The organism is Flavobacterium sp. RSB2_4_14 (assembly GCF_051547085.1).
In the GTDB taxonomy this organism is placed as follows: Bacteria; Bacteroidota; Bacteroidia; order Flavobacteriales; family Flavobacteriaceae; genus Flavobacterium.
This window is the reverse complement of sequence record NZ_JBPTTL010000010.1, coordinates 1-13,895: the sequence shown is the minus strand read 5'-3', so window position 1 is coordinate 13,895 and position 13,895 is coordinate 1. Positions and strand designations below refer to the sequence as shown.

The following is a 13,895-nucleotide window of genomic DNA, read 5'->3' as shown; positions in this document are numbered from 1 at the left end:
ACAATGGAATTAAAACTGAACAGACCTATTTGCTTCTTTGATCTTGAAACTACGGGTATTGATGTTGCTAAAGATAGAATCGTAGAAATCTCAATTTTTAAAGTCTATCCTAATGGCAACAAAGAAAGCAAAACATGGTTAGTCAACCCGACAATTCCAATTCCAGCATTTGCAACAGCAGTACACGGAATTACCAATGAGAAAGTAGCCAATGAACCCACTTTTGCCGCACTTGCAGGTCAAATTCATACAATGATTAAAAACTCGGATTTGGCTGGATTTAATTCCGATAGATTTGACATTCCATTGTTGGCCGAAGAATTGCTTCGTGCCGAAGTTGATTTTGATATGAAGAACAGAGTTTCGGTTGACGTGCAAACCATTTTTCATAAAAAAGAAGAGCGAACATTAAGCGCAGCCTATAAATTTTATTGTAACGAAAGTTTAGAAAATGCTCATAGTGCAGAGGCAGATACGATGGCAACGTATGAAATATTGAAAGCACAATTAGACCGATATGAAGATTTAGAAAATGACATGAAAACACTTTCTGAATTCACTACTCGAAAAAAATCAGTTGATTTTGCAGGTTTCATCGCTTTAAATGCCGAAGGGAAAGAGATTTTTACTTTCGGAAAACATAAAGGAGCTTTGGTTGACGATGTTTTGGATAAAGAACCTGGCTATTTTAGTTGGATACAAAACGCAGAATTTCCATTGTATACCAAAAAAGTTTTGACAGGAATAAAGTTGAGAAAATTGAATAATAAATTGAGTTAATTTTCGTTATACAACCATGAAAATAATTTGCATCGGTAGAAATTATGTTGATCACATTAAGGAGTTAAAAAATGAACGTCCAGATGAACCTGTGATTTTTTTAAAACCAGATACTGCCATTTTACCCAAAAAAACTCCTTTTGTAATACCAGAATTCAGTAATGAAATTCACCATGAAATAGAGATTTTGGTCAAAATAAATAAAGTTGGAAAATATATTGACACTAAGTTTGCTCATAAATATTACGACGAAATTGGATTAGGAATAGATTTTACCGCAAGAGATGTTCAAAATAAGCTAAAAGAAAAAGGCTTGCCTTGGGAAAAGGCCAAAGCTTTTGACGGTTCAGCGATTATTGGTGATTTTCAACCAAAAAATAATTTTCTTTCGATGGAAAATATTACTTTTGAATTAACCAATAATGGACAAAGTGTTCAAAAGGGAAATACAAGTTATATGTTGTGGAAAATTGATGAAATTGTTTCTTATGTTTCTCAATATTTTACATTAAAAAAAGGAGATATTATATTTACTGGAACACCAGAAGGCGTTGCAAAAGTTTCTCCAAACGATTATCTTGAAGGATTTATAGAAAATAAAAGAGTATTAAGATTACACATTAAATAATGGCAATAAACTACAACCTAGCAAAAGTATATGCACTTTCAGACAATGATCCTGAATTTGTTATGCAAATCATCACTTTGTTCATCACAGAAGTTCCATTGGACATGAAACAAATTGATTTGGGCATCAAAACCAAAGACCACAAATTAGCTTATTCTTATGCGCACAAAATAAAACCAAGTCTGGATTTATTGGGAATGTCTGTGGCATTTGAGGAAATTCTTCAAGTGGAAGCTTGGACCAAAAGAGAAGGTAAACGAAAAGAAATTGTCGATACTTTTGAAAGTATTCAAAATCAAGTAGAAAAAGCGGTAAAAGAAATCAAAAAAGATTTCGAACTGTAGTTTTCAATATTTCGAACTGTAAAAAGTAAAAATTGATTATTTTAGACAAATGAAAAATCAATTTTTACTTTTTTTGTGCATGCTCTTTTTTCAGTTTTCATTTTCACAAAAGAAATATGTATTCGATTACATGATTGAATATGATTTTCAACTTTCAGATACTTCAGAAGTTGAAAAGGTTGTTTATTTAACCAATTCTAATGATAATAGTTATTTTTTGGAACTTCGTGATAAGGATAATATGAGTTTTAAAGTATTCTTTATGGATAATAGTGGAATAACTTCTACTAATTACTTAAATAAAATCGATTTTTCAAAATCAGAAAGCCTAACAATTTCATGTGAATTTGTTTCAAAATTTGATAATCCATATAAATATCAGATTAAAAATTATTTTTTTAAAAATAAGAATGATACATTAATTGATGGGGAAAATTGCTCTCAATATATTTTGAGCTCAAATGATTCAAAAAGAGAGAAAAAAAATAAATTAGCTAAGAATTTTTATTTTACAAAGAGAAATACGGATTTCCATTTACCACTTCTTACTTTTTCTACTGCCTATGAAGAGTATAAATTAGAAAAGAATATTCCAAACGGAATTATTAAATTGCTCTACACAATTAATTACAATTCACCCAAAAAGCATTCTATTTATCATTTAAAATCGTTTTCCAAAAGCACAAGGTATGTCATCATACCTAAAGAATATAATTATTCAAAATCTTAAAAATGAAAGCAACCATAGTTACCATTGGAGACGAAATTCTCATCGGACAAATTGTAGATACTAATTCGGGTTATATTGCCAAAGCATTAGATAAAATTGGTGTGCAAACTCACGAAATGCTCTCTATTTCTGATGATAAAAAACACATTTTAGATACGTTTGAATCTTTGCAAGATAAAGTTGATTTGGTTATTATTACAGGTGGTTTAGGACCAACAAAAGATGACATTACCAAGAAAACGTTTTGCGATTATTTTGAGGATGTTTTTGTCAGAAATCAAGCAGTAGAAGATCATATTGTAGCGTTGTTTACCAAGCTGAATTTTAATCCAACACAAGTTAATAAAGACCAAGCGTTGTTGCCTTCAAAAGCTCAAGTGCTAATGAATAATTATGGAACTGCTGCTGGAATGTGGATGCAAAAGGGTAAAACAGTTTTTGTTTCGATGCCAGGCGTTCCTTATGAAATGAAAGGTATCGTAGAGGAACAACTTATCCCTAAAATTGTATCTGAATTCAAAAGACCTTACATAGTTCACAAAACAATTTTAACTTACGGACAAGGTGAAAGTATCGTTGCAGAACGAATAGAACACTGGGAAAATAGTCTTCCAGAATTTATAAAACTCGCCTATTTACCAAGCCCAGGAAGAGTTCGTTTACGCCTAACGGCTCGTGGGGAAAACAAGGAATTATTGGAAAACACTATTCAAGATTTGGTGTTATCATTAACTAAAATTATTGGTGACATTATCGTTGGTTTTGATGAAGACGAAACAATAGAAGTAGTAATTGGAAAATTGCTAAAACAACAAGGGAAAAGCATTTCCACAGCAGAGAGTTGTACTGGCGGAAAAATTGCTCAAATGCTGACTTCAGTTGCTGGTGCTTCTCATTATTTTCGGGGAAGTGTGGTGAGTTATGCCACAGATACCAAAGTTTCTGTACTAGGAGTGTCACAAGCTACCATTGATAAACATTCAGTAGTGAGTGCGGAAGTTGCCAAGGAAATGGCTCTAGGAATTCAAAAACTCATGAAAACCGATTATGCTATTGCTACAACAGGAAACGCAGGACCAAGCAAAGAAGAGGGTAAATCAGAAATTGGGACTGTTTTTATAGCTATCGCCACTCCAAATGAATTATTTGTTGAAGAATTTAATTTTGGTCAACCACGTGTAAAAGTGATAGATAGAACAGTAAATAAAGCATTGGAAATGGTACAGAAAGAAATTTTAAAAAATGTGCTGTAATTTTTTTGTTACTACAATTAATTTTCATTAAGTTTGCACCCTCGAATTGAATAACGATAAAAGAAAAGCATAATGTCAAGAGTTTGTGACCTTACAGGTAAAAGAGCGATGGTAGGAAATAATGTTTCTCACGCTATGAACAAAACTAAGAGAAAATTTTCTGTCAACTTAGTTAAAAAACGTTTCTATCTTGCTGAAGAAGACAGATGGATTACGCTAAGAGTAGCTGCGTCTACAATTAAAACAATCAATAAAAATGGATTGGCTGCTGTTTTGAAAAAAGCAAAAGTTGAAGGATTTATTAAATAATCTAATCCAGTAAAAATAAAGCAAGATGGCAAAGAAAGGTAATAGAATACAAGTTATTTTAGAGTGTACTGAGCATAAAGGAACTGGACTTCCAGGAACTTCTCGTTACATTACAAACAAAAACAAAAAAAATACTCCAGACAGATTAGAGATTAAAAAATTTAATCCAATCTTAAAGAGAATGACTGTTCATAAAGAAATTAAATAATTAAAGATTTTAAGAAAATCTTAAATGTTAACATTAGAGATTATTAAAATTTTAAATACTCATTAATCATGGCAAAGAAAACCGTAGCATCGTTACAAACAGCTTCAAAAAGATTAACCAAAGCTATTAAAATGGTTAGGTCTCCAAAAACAGGTGCATATACTTTTCAAGAAAGTATTATGACGCCAGAAGAAGTAGATAGTTTCCTTAACAAGAAATAATTCAACAAACTCTATATATCAAAGCTACTTTCAATCGGAAGTAGCTTTTTTATTTTATATATTTGCTTCGCCAGTTCGCTTTCGCTCGGGTGCTCAACATTTTTGAATTTTCAATCCATTACCAATGAGTTTTTTTAAAAAATTATTTTCTTCCGAAAAAAAAGAGACTTTAGACAAAGGCTTGGAACAAACCAAGACCTCATTTTTTTCTAAACTTACCAAAGCCGTTGCTGGGAAATCTAAAGTTGACGATGAGGTTTTAGATAACTTGGAAGAAGTGCTGGTTTCCTCCGATGTTGGAGTAAATACTACTTTAAAAATTATTGAGAGAATTGAAGAACGTGTTTCCAACGACAAGTATTTGGGAACAGATGAATTAAATAAAATTCTTCGTGAAGAAATTGCCGGTTTACTTTCTGAAACCAAATCAGGAGAAGAAACCGAGTTTACTATTCCAGCCAATAAAAAACCTTATGTGCTTATGGTTGTTGGTGTAAATGGTGTTGGAAAAACCACTACCATCGGGAAGTTAGCGTATCAATTCAATAAAGCCGGTTATAAAGTAGTGCTTGGTGCTGCCGATACTTTTCGGGCTGCTGCGATTGACCAATTACAAATTTGGGCTGATAGAGTAGGAGTTCCATTGGTAAAACAACAAATGGGAAGTGATCCAGCTTCTGTAGCTTTTGATACACTACAAAGTGCTGTTACTCTAAATGCTGATATCGTAATTATTGATACTGCTGGACGTTTACACAATAAAGTAAATTTGATGGCTGAGTTAACCAAAGTAAAACGCGTGATGCAAAAAGTACTGGAAGACGCGCCACACGATGTGTTATTAGTTTTGGATGGTTCAACGGGTCAAAATGCTTTTGAGCAAGCCAAACAGTTTACCGCTGCAACCGAAGTATCTTGCCTTGCCGTTACTAAATTAGACGGAACTGCAAAAGGTGGTGTTGTAATCGGTATTTCAGATCAGTTTCAAATCCCGGTGAAATATATTGGAGTAGGAGAAGGAATTGAAGATTTGCAAGTGTTTAATAAGTATGAATTTGTAGATTCGTTTTTTAAATAATATTATAAAATATAAGCCATGAAAAAAATTAGCACTTTAGTTATTTTACTAATTTCTATTCTCAGTTATAGCCAAAAAAGTTTTGTCAAAGGATATTATATAGATCAAGCTAATAACAAAAAGGAAGGATTTATTGAAGATACTAATCCATATAATAATCCTGAAAAAATTTACTTTAAAACTTCTCTTGAAGATAAATACAGCGAGATTTCAATTGATAATATTATAGAATTTAAAGTTAATGAAAACTACAAGTATGTCAAATACACAGTAGACTACGATTATGATCAAGTAGTTAATAGTAATGAAATTAAAATTTTTGGCAAAGAACCAAATTTAAAGCAAAAAGTGGTTTTACTTAAGGTTTTAGTTGAAGGAAATGTGTCGTTATATAAAGCAATTATTGATGATGAAATTTTTTTCTATGTTAAAAATAGTAATGATGTAAATCCAAAATTATTAGTTCACAGAAAGTATAATAATGACAAATCAATTGTTGAAAATAATGATTTTAGAAAAATGTTATATGATGAATTAAAATCAGATAAACTGTTATTCAATGATTTTTTGGATATAGATTATAAAGAAAATGAATTGTCAGCAATTTTTATAAAAGCAAATACCGAAAATAATTCTTTAGTTGAACAAAACGTTGCAACCGAAAAATGGAAAAATAAATTATATTTTAAAATACTCGCTGGTGTCAGTTCCTATAAGTCGCCATATGTTTACAAAAATGTTTATGAGTTGACTCCTACGAATGTTAGTTTTAATGATCCTATGATTGGAGTTGAGTTTTCTAATGTTTTTGGTGTAAATTCTAAACGTTCAGAGCTATTTGCTAGACTTTTTTATCAAATGGTAAAAACTCAATCAAATTATTTTGCTGTGGGCAATGGTGGTTTTAATGTAGAATATTTTTTTAAATCAGATTTTAGTTCAATTAACTTAACAACTGGTTATAGATATGCAATTATTAAAAAAGGAAAAAATAAATTGTGTATTGATGGTTCAGTAGGAATTTCTGAAGTTATAAACGGAGACTTTAAAATAGATTATTTAGTTACATATACTGGACCAGATCCAATTCCTTCCCCAGCAGAAACCTATGTTTTTGATGTAGTATCAACAATATTATATTACAACATAGGAGTTGGTTATGTTTTTAATGATAAATTTGGATTGAATTTAGAATATTCTTCTAATAAAAATTATCTAAATAAATATTCTAATTTAAGTGGTTCATTTTCCAATTTCAATTTAATATTTAGTTACACTTTAAATAATTAGATTAACATGAATAAAATTATTTCATTTTTTAGTAACTCCTCTCCAGTAAAATTAATACTCATTTCTTTCGGAATAGGTTTAGTATCTGTTTTTCTTGAGAAACCGTTCCCTAATGTTTTTATGGGTATGCGATTAATTACTTTTTTACTTTTTATTTACGCAGTAATAAAATATTTCAACTCAAAATAGTTTGCTATCTATTGGTACAAAGCACTAATTTTTGTCCAAAGTGTTTCGTCAAAGTCAGATAGAGCCATAGTCACATCGTCTGCAGCATCACCCATTCTGATTACTACCATCTTTTTACTTGGTACAACATAAATTTTTTGGTCATTCTTACCCAAAGCAGCATACATATCATTTGGAGCATTTGGGATTAATTCACCGCTAAATTCAAATTGGGTTTGTGGCAAATGATAACTGGTTTTTCCGTTAAGCCACCACAAATATCCATAAGCCTGATTAATAGATTGAGATGTTGTGGTCGCTTGGTTAAAATAATTTTCATTTACAATCGTTGTTCCGTTCCATTTTCCTTTGTTGAGTGACAATAATCCGAAACGAGCCATATTTCTACTGGTGCTCCAATAAACACTCAAGCCATCACCACTGTTTATCCATGCTCCGCCAGTCATCCCGATTTTATCTCTTAATTTAGTATTGAAATAATTTGTCCATGATTGTCCGCTCGCTGTAGCCACAACATCTTGTAATTTGACGTACACATTATGATAAGCCCATCGCGTTCCTGCATCAGCAACATATTGCAAATTGGCAGGAGAGACATCATCGCCCAATGCATCATTCAATCCTGAGTTCATTGACAATAAGTTTTTGCAGGTAATTAAGTTTTCTTTTGCCAACGGTGCGCTGGTCCAACCCGTTCCAATATAATCCGAAACTTTATTATTGATGTTTAGTAATCCTTCGTCCTGAGCAATTCCCGTAACGGTTGCTGTTAAGGTTTTTCCCGCACTTGCCCAATACCATGGAGTTGATGCAGAGTGTCCGTTGAAATAGTTTTCCATCACTATTCTTCCGTTTACTAAAATGATAAAGGATTTTGAATGTTTCAATTCCAAATAATTCAAAAGTGGTTGAACCGCATTTTGATTCCAACCTAACTCTGCAATGGTTTTGGTTTCCCAAGTGGTACTTCCATCATTGGGTGGAAAATACATTTGTTCTTGGGGAGTTGAAGATGAGTCGGAACTGCAACTAAATAAAGAAACAGCGAATAGCGAAAGAAGGAATATTTTTCTCATAATAGCATTTTATTTGTCGTAAGACTATAAATGTATAAAATAGTTTAATGTTGATAACATTAATTTCATTTCATATGACTTTATAAAGTTAAAAAATTAAATTTGTGAAATAAGTAAATTTCATGTCAACGTTAGGTTCATTAGCTTTAAACTCCATTCATCAAGGCGATTGTGTTGCTTTGTTAAAACAAATTCCAGATAATTCAGTCGATTTAATTTTTGCTGATCCACCTTATAATTTACAATTGAATGGCGAATTGACCAGACCCAATCAAACTAAAGTTGATGCTGTGAACGATGAATGGGACAAGTTTGCTAGCATGGAAATCTATGATAAATTTACTAACGATTGGTTGAGAGAATGCCGCAGAGTGTTAAAAAACACTGGAAGCATTTGGGTAATCGGAACGTATCACAATATTTTTAGAGTGGGTGCATCGTTGCAGGATTTAGGGTTTTGGATGCTGAATGATGTCGTTTGGATAAAGACCAATCCGATGCCGAATTTTAAAGGAACACGATTTAACAATGCTCATGAAACCATGCTTTGGGCTACCAAATCGGAGAAATCGAAATACACGTTTCATTATCATTCTATGAAAACTATGAATGAAGATTTGCAGATGCGAAGCGATTGGTTAATCCCAATTTGTCAAGGCGAAGAACGCATTAAAGTGAATGGACAAAAAGCACATTCTACCCAAAAACCTGAGGAATTATTGTATCGTGTGATTTTATCCACTTCCAATGTGGGTGATGTCGTGCTCGATCCATTTTCGGGAAGTGGCACAACCGCTGCGGTTGCTAAGAAACTTGGTAGAAAATTTATTGCTTTCGAAAGAGAACAATTTTATATCGATGTGGCCAATAATCGTTTGAAGGAAATTGTTCCTATAAAAGATAATTTATTGGAATATAAAGTGGAAGTCAAAAAACCAAAAGTGCCTTTCATCAATTTGATAGATAAAGGATTTGTAAAGGTTGGCGATTTTCTTTTTTCCAAAGACGAGAAACACTCAGCTCAAATTCAAGCCGATTCATCAATTGAAAGCAAAGGTTTTGTAGGTTCAATTCACAAAGTGAGCGCACAACTTTTGGGCAAAGAAAGCAACAATGGCTGGACGTTTTGGTATGTAAAACAAAAAGGCAAATTGGTATCAATTGATGATTTAAGAGAAGGATTTGCTAAACAATATTTGAAGTAAGATGACATCGCCACTAAAAATTAGTTTGTTGCAAACAAACTTCATTGAATTAAAGGCGATTGCATATGACCTTTAAAAAACAAATAAAAGCGACATATGAAAAAAATTGGATTATTATTTATCAGCATCGTATTAATTTCTTGTCAATCTGATGTAAAGAAAGAAGACTTGACAAAACTCAATGGCTATTGGGAAATTAAACAAGTCAAACTAGCTGATAGCGAAAAGAAAGACTATAAAGTCAATGAAACCATTGATTTTTTTGAACTCAAAGACAATATTGGATACCGTCAAAAAGTAATGCCTCAGTTTGATGGAACATACAGAACCAATGGAATCAAGGAAAATATAAAGATTATAGAAAAAGAAAAGACTTTTTTTATTGAATATAAAACTAGCTATGGAAAGTGGCAAGAAGAAATTCTTGAAATTGCTGACTCTACATTGGTTTTAAAAAACAAAGCCAACTTAGAATACACTTATAAAAAATACAAACCCTTCTCCTTAAAGTAATACTGACACGAGCGTAGCGAACTGACGCAGTAAATAAATTCAGCACAAATGGCAAAAAGACGAAGCAACGAAAGTCCAATTGGAGACATTTTAAAAGAGTTTATTCAAATAAATAAACTCCAAAGTGGCATGGATGTAATCGATGTGGAAGCTGCATGGAAATCGTTGATGGGCAATGGTGTCAACAGTTACACGAAAGAAGTAGTGCTGAAAGGTTCTACACTTTATGTGTCGTTAACGTCGGCAGTATTGAGAGAAGAGTTGAGTTATGGCAAACAAAAAATCATTACAATGATTAATGAGGAATTGCGTAAAGAAGTCGTAACCGCTATTGTGCTTCGTTAAGTATTTATTTCTAAATCTTTGATATACTCTTCGTATTCATAAAAGAAACGCTCAAACTGCTCCATCGTTTCGTTGAAAAAATCAAAAATAGCAGGCCAATAACTTCTGTTATTTAAATTCACATCCAGTTTTTCAATCCAAATTCTACTGATTACTTTGCCTGTTTCTAGGTAATAATTGCGTTCCAAAATAGCTTCGGGAAGATAGTCTTCCAACAAAATAGTTTTGAGCGACTCTATTTTTTCAAAGTAAATTTTTCGCTTTTCTTCGTCTTTGGGTTCAATGTCTAAAAGTACTTGCGCCTTTTTGTTATCGATGAAGAATTTGAAGGTAACATCTTTAATTTTAGTATCATACAGCAACCATTTTCGAGGATAAGCCTCCGCAAAAGCCGTCCAAAATTCTTTTTTTATGCGTAGGGCTTCTTCTTTGCTGTACATTTTATGGGTGTAAAATTGGATTGCTTTATTTTTTTAAAGTAACTTTATATTTCAAAACTAACGAACATGCACTTTGATGCCTTTCTAAAATATACGCCAAAAATACTAAATGTTGACCTTTCAGCAACGCATGCGCATGGAAAAATGGCACCTGCCAATAGAATTGACTTATTGAAAAACATCGATTTCAATACCATAAAGCCCAAAAAAGCAGCCGTTATGATGCTTTTTTATCCTAAAAATTCCCAAACGCATCTAGCTTTAATTCTCCGAACGTCCTACAATGGTGTTCATTCTTCCCAAATTGCTTTTCCTGGTGGAAAAGTAGAGAAGAACGATATTGATTTGGAACAAACGGCTTTGCGCGAAACTCACGAAGAAATAGGCATTCATCCCAATCATATCAAAGTAGTTCGCCCTTTTACCGAAGTGTATATTCCGCCAAGCAATTTTATGGTCTATCCTTTTATGGGTTATAGCGAAAACGAGTTGGATTTTTCTTTGCAAGAAGAAGAAGTAGCCGGAATGGTAGAATTGCCATTGGTTGATTTTTTGAATGACAACATTGTAATGAATGTGGTCATGCAAACTTCTTATGCTGGCGCTATCGATGTTCCCGGATTTCGTGTAAACGAACATTTTATTTGGGGTGCAACGGCTATGATGATGAGCGAATTGAAAGAAACGCTGAAATTAGTTTTATAAAGTTTTAGTATTTAAATTTGCCTCCCAATTTATAGGGACTAACACAAATAGAAGTTATGGGTTTAGTGAAGAAAAATCCTTTTGGTCATGTACTTTTTGTAAAAAGAATGCTCATTTTAGTATTTGGTGTCATCACGCACAGAAGATACCGAGGATTTAACGAGTTGCATATTGAAGGTTCTGAAATCATCAATACATTGCCCGATACCAATGTTTTGTTTATCTCCAATCATCAAACGTATTTTGCCGATGTGGTGGCGATGTTTCATGTTTTCAATGCCAGTCTTTCGGGTAGAGATGACAGCATCAAAAACATAGGGTATTTGTGGAAACCCAAGATGAATATTTATTATGTAGCTGCCAGCGAAACCATGAAATCGGGGTTGTTGCCTAGAATTTTATCCTATGTTGGCGCTATCAGTGTGGAGCGAACTTGGCGTGCTGGAGGCAAAGATGTAACCGAAAAACGAGAAGTAAATCCTAACGATACCGAGAATATTAGAATAGCACTCCAAGACGGTTGGGTAATTACTTTTCCGCAAGGAACTACCAAGTCTTTTAAACCCGTTCGAAAAGGAACAGCGCATATTATCAAACAATACAAACCTGTGGTTGTGCCTATTGTTATTGACGGTTTTCGTCGTTCGTTTGACAAAAAAGGATTGCGTATGAAAAAGAAAAATATCCTCCAATCTTTTATCATCAAAGAACCGTTGGTGATAGATTATGACAACGAAACCATAGAACAAATTGTTGAAAAAGTAGAATATGCCATAGAGCAACATCCATCCTTCCTGAAAGTAATTCCTGCCGAGGAAATTGCCGAAAAAGAACGATTGCATAAACTGAGAAAATGGCAAGTGGATAAAAATGACACCGATCAAGAGAACTAACGAAGAAAATCCCTCCATAAGAGGGATTTTTTTGTGGGTGTGGATTAAAATCCGCGTTATCGGGAGTTTTTTAGTCAACAAATATTTCCATTTCTTTTTCCACTTTCCAAGATTCCAAAAATATTGGTTTGCCTTCAACCATTTTATATGCATAAAAAAATGTATAAGCTAGTTTTTCTTCTTTCTGCTCAACTAAAACCGCAACTGCATCTGTTTGTTTTTCTTTGAGAGTTATATCATAAAATATCGCAATCGCTTTAAATTCATTTCTATTCCAGCGTAATTCCTTTTTTAACTCACCAATTACTGTACTTGATTTTGGAAAATCATTTTCTTCATCTTCTTCACGAACAATTTGCTCAACTTCGCCATTGTTATTTACGGCTGAAGCTAAAGGATAAAATTCTCCATAATCAGTTAATAGAATTTCTACAAACGGAAAAGTTATGTCTAATATTTTTTGAACTTCTGTCATTCTGTTTTTTCTATGCAAATTGGTGTAATCTTACCGCTAACGTTCTCGCGCTACAGCGGGTTTGGGACTAAATTAAGCCCTATTTTCGGATTTGCCAAATCATCACAAATACAAAACTAATTTTCCATTAAGCCAATTGCCCAAATCCGTTGTAGCGTGTGTTAGCACTAGTACTTATTCCGATTCTGTTATATGCTGTCAATATAGCATTCAAAAAAAGGTCTCTCTCGATAAACTACAGCATCTTTGTATTCTTCAGGTCTTGTTAGCGGACCTTCTCGATGCGACCGCAATTCTCCATTTTTGAGAACATAACTATGATTAATAACTTCTTCAATATCATCTACCGAATAACCATCTGGCATTTGAAAAAACTCCCAAAGAAATGTTGTTCCAAAACCAAAATGTTTTCCATCTTTCATTTTAACCGCAAAACCTGTCCAACCCATTGTTGTTTCGCCTTTGATTTGTTTTTGAATTGTCAACGGAAAAGCGAACTTGCTTTTTTCTACTCTATCAATATCGTATTCATTTATACAATTGCCATTTGTGACAAAATTTTTCACAATGTTGTAATAACTAACTCCCGAAGAACGATTAAAAAGACCTTTTTTAGTTTGCTCTTCTTTAAAACGTCTAATTGCTAAATTTACAACTGTCTTTGGGTTTCGGAAAATTACACAAGGCAAAAATGTTCCATCTGTCAAATAAACAGATGCTCTATATCCAAACCCAAAAGAATTGTCTTCCAATGGCTCAATATTATCCTTCAAAAATTTGATTATATCTTCCGTTTTATTTCGTCTCATTGGTGTATTAGTGCTAACTACTTTATAGGCGATATAAAACTTCGCCAATCTACCCCTATTTGGGTGTATAGGCGAAGTTTTGTTTCGCTTTATTTTTCAAATATATAAAAATAACTTTCCGCATCAACCAAGTTATTAAACACAAAGTATAGAAATCTTAAATACTGAGTTTTCAGCCCCAATCCACCTCTAGGGAAGGTAAACGCGCTGCGTATAGCTTCAATTTACTTTGCGGGAAGGTAAACGCGTTGCGTCTAGCTCTAATTTACTTTGCGGGATGGTAAACGCGCTGCGTCTAGCTTCAAATCACCTTGCGGGATGGTAAACGCGTTGCGTCTAGCTCCAAGTTACCTCTCGGCAAACTAAACGCACAGCTTTTCATAGTAAAACACTAAGTGATACCA

19 protein-coding genes are annotated in these 13,895 nt (G+C 33.2%); 15 read left to right on the top strand and 4 right to left on the bottom strand.

What is annotated here, in order from left to right:
• Positions 1-3: 3 nt before the first annotated feature.
• The 10 genes from ACSVH2_RS13545 to ACSVH2_RS13500 all read left to right on the top strand — a co-directional run bounded on the left by ACSVH2_RS13545 (position 4) and on the right by ACSVH2_RS13500 (position 6,841).
• Positions 4-780, top strand: coding sequence for an exonuclease domain-containing protein (locus tag ACSVH2_RS13545; protein ID WP_438093717.1), 777 nt, complete (start codon positions 4-6; stop codon positions 778-780).
• A gap of 16 nt (positions 781-796) precedes the next feature.
• Positions 797-1,408 (top strand): fumarylacetoacetate hydrolase family protein, encoded by a 612-nt coding sequence (locus ACSVH2_RS13540; RefSeq protein ID WP_438093716.1) that lies wholly within the window; start codon positions 797-799, stop codon positions 1,406-1,408.
• Complete coding sequence (locus ACSVH2_RS13535; protein ID WP_438093715.1) at positions 1,408-1,752, top strand: Hpt domain-containing protein; 345 nt, start codon at positions 1,408-1,410, stop codon at positions 1,750-1,752. Before ACSVH2_RS13540 ends, ACSVH2_RS13535 begins: the two co-directional genes overlap by 1 nt.
• A gap of 130 nt (positions 1,753-1,882) precedes the next feature.
• Complete coding sequence (locus ACSVH2_RS13530; protein WP_438093714.1) at positions 1,883-2,482, top strand: hypothetical protein; 600 nt, start codon at positions 1,883-1,885, stop codon at positions 2,480-2,482.
• 2 nt (positions 2,483-2,484) lie between these two features.
• Positions 2,485-3,735, top strand: a complete 1,251-nt coding sequence (locus tag ACSVH2_RS13525) for a CinA family nicotinamide mononucleotide deamidase-related protein (RefSeq protein ID WP_438093713.1) — start codon at positions 2,485-2,487, stop codon at positions 3,733-3,735.
• A gap of 72 nt (positions 3,736-3,807) precedes the next feature.
• The gene (gene rpmB, locus ACSVH2_RS13520; RefSeq protein ID WP_121313180.1) at positions 3,808-4,044 is read left to right on the top strand and encodes a 50S ribosomal protein L28; all 237 of its coding nucleotides are present in this window, start codon (positions 3,808-3,810) and stop codon (positions 4,042-4,044) included.
• A gap of 25 nt (positions 4,045-4,069) precedes the next feature.
• A complete protein-coding gene (gene rpmG / locus ACSVH2_RS13515) occupies positions 4,070-4,252 on the top strand; it encodes a 50S ribosomal protein L33 (protein ID WP_035126304.1) in 183 nt (60 codons plus the stop codon).
• Positions 4,253-4,320: 68 nt separating this feature from the next.
• Positions 4,321-4,473, top strand: a complete 153-nt coding sequence (locus tag ACSVH2_RS13510; protein WP_396176567.1) for a DUF4295 domain-containing protein — start codon at positions 4,321-4,323, stop codon at positions 4,471-4,473.
• A 124-nt stretch (positions 4,474-4,597) separates the two neighbouring features.
• Entirely contained in the window at positions 4,598-5,551 is a 954-nt protein-coding gene (gene ftsY, locus ACSVH2_RS13505) for a signal recognition particle-docking protein FtsY (RefSeq protein WP_438093712.1), read from the top strand.
• 18 nt (positions 5,552-5,569) lie between these two features.
• Positions 5,570-6,841 (top strand): hypothetical protein, encoded by a 1,272-nt coding sequence (locus tag ACSVH2_RS13500; RefSeq protein ID WP_438093711.1) that lies wholly within the window; start codon positions 5,570-5,572, stop codon positions 6,839-6,841.
• Positions 6,842-7,038: 197 nt separating this feature from the next.
• On the opposite strand, the gene ACSVH2_RS13495 is transcribed toward ACSVH2_RS13500, so the two are convergent.
• Positions 7,039-8,106, bottom strand: a complete 1,068-nt coding sequence (locus ACSVH2_RS13495; RefSeq protein WP_438093710.1) for a serine hydrolase domain-containing protein — start codon at positions 8,104-8,106, stop codon at positions 7,039-7,041.
• A 122-nt stretch (positions 8,107-8,228) separates the two neighbouring features.
• Here ACSVH2_RS13495 and ACSVH2_RS13490 point away from each other — a divergent pair, with 122 nt between their 5' ends.
• From ACSVH2_RS13490 to ACSVH2_RS13480, 3 genes are all read left to right on the top strand, one after another.
• Entirely contained in the window at positions 8,229-9,311 is a 1,083-nt protein-coding gene (locus ACSVH2_RS13490; RefSeq protein WP_438093709.1) for a site-specific DNA-methyltransferase, read from the top strand.
• Between the two features lie 96 nt (positions 9,312-9,407).
• On the top strand, positions 9,408-9,824 hold the full coding sequence (locus tag ACSVH2_RS13485; protein ID WP_438093708.1) for a hypothetical protein: 417 nt from the start codon (positions 9,408-9,410) through the stop codon (positions 9,822-9,824).
• A gap of 48 nt (positions 9,825-9,872) precedes the next feature.
• The gene (locus tag ACSVH2_RS13480; RefSeq protein ID WP_438093707.1) at positions 9,873-10,169 is read left to right on the top strand and encodes a DUF721 domain-containing protein; all 297 of its coding nucleotides are present in this window, start codon (positions 9,873-9,875) and stop codon (positions 10,167-10,169) included.
• Here ACSVH2_RS13480 and ACSVH2_RS13475 read toward each other — a convergent pair.
• On the bottom strand, positions 10,166-10,609 hold the full coding sequence (locus ACSVH2_RS13475; RefSeq protein ID WP_438093706.1) for a DUF4268 domain-containing protein: 444 nt from the start codon (positions 10,607-10,609) through the stop codon (positions 10,166-10,168). The genes ACSVH2_RS13480 and ACSVH2_RS13475 overlap by 4 nt on opposite strands.
• Before the next feature lie 66 nt (positions 10,610-10,675).
• Between ACSVH2_RS13475 and ACSVH2_RS13470 the strand changes: the two genes are divergently transcribed.
• Both ACSVH2_RS13470 and ACSVH2_RS13465 read left to right on the top strand, forming a co-directional pair.
• Positions 10,676-11,314, top strand: a complete 639-nt coding sequence (locus ACSVH2_RS13470) for an NUDIX hydrolase (protein WP_438093705.1) — start codon at positions 10,676-10,678, stop codon at positions 11,312-11,314.
• A 56-nt stretch (positions 11,315-11,370) separates the two neighbouring features.
• Positions 11,371-12,207 carry a lysophospholipid acyltransferase family protein gene (locus ACSVH2_RS13465; protein ID WP_438093704.1) on the top strand — a complete coding sequence of 279 codons (837 nt, stop codon included), beginning with the start codon at positions 11,371-11,373 and terminating at the stop codon, positions 12,205-12,207.
• A gap of 70 nt (positions 12,208-12,277) precedes the next feature.
• Here the strand turns inward: ACSVH2_RS13465 and ACSVH2_RS13460 are convergent, their stop codons facing one another.
• Positions 12,278-12,682 (bottom strand): hypothetical protein, encoded by a 405-nt coding sequence (locus ACSVH2_RS13460; protein WP_438093703.1) that lies wholly within the window; start codon positions 12,680-12,682, stop codon positions 12,278-12,280.
• Between the two features lie 188 nt (positions 12,683-12,870).
• The gene (locus tag ACSVH2_RS13455; protein ID WP_438093702.1) at positions 12,871-13,539 is read right to left on the bottom strand and encodes a hypothetical protein; all 669 of its coding nucleotides are present in this window, start codon (positions 13,537-13,539) and stop codon (positions 12,871-12,873) included.
• Positions 13,540-13,895: the final 356 nt, after the last annotated feature.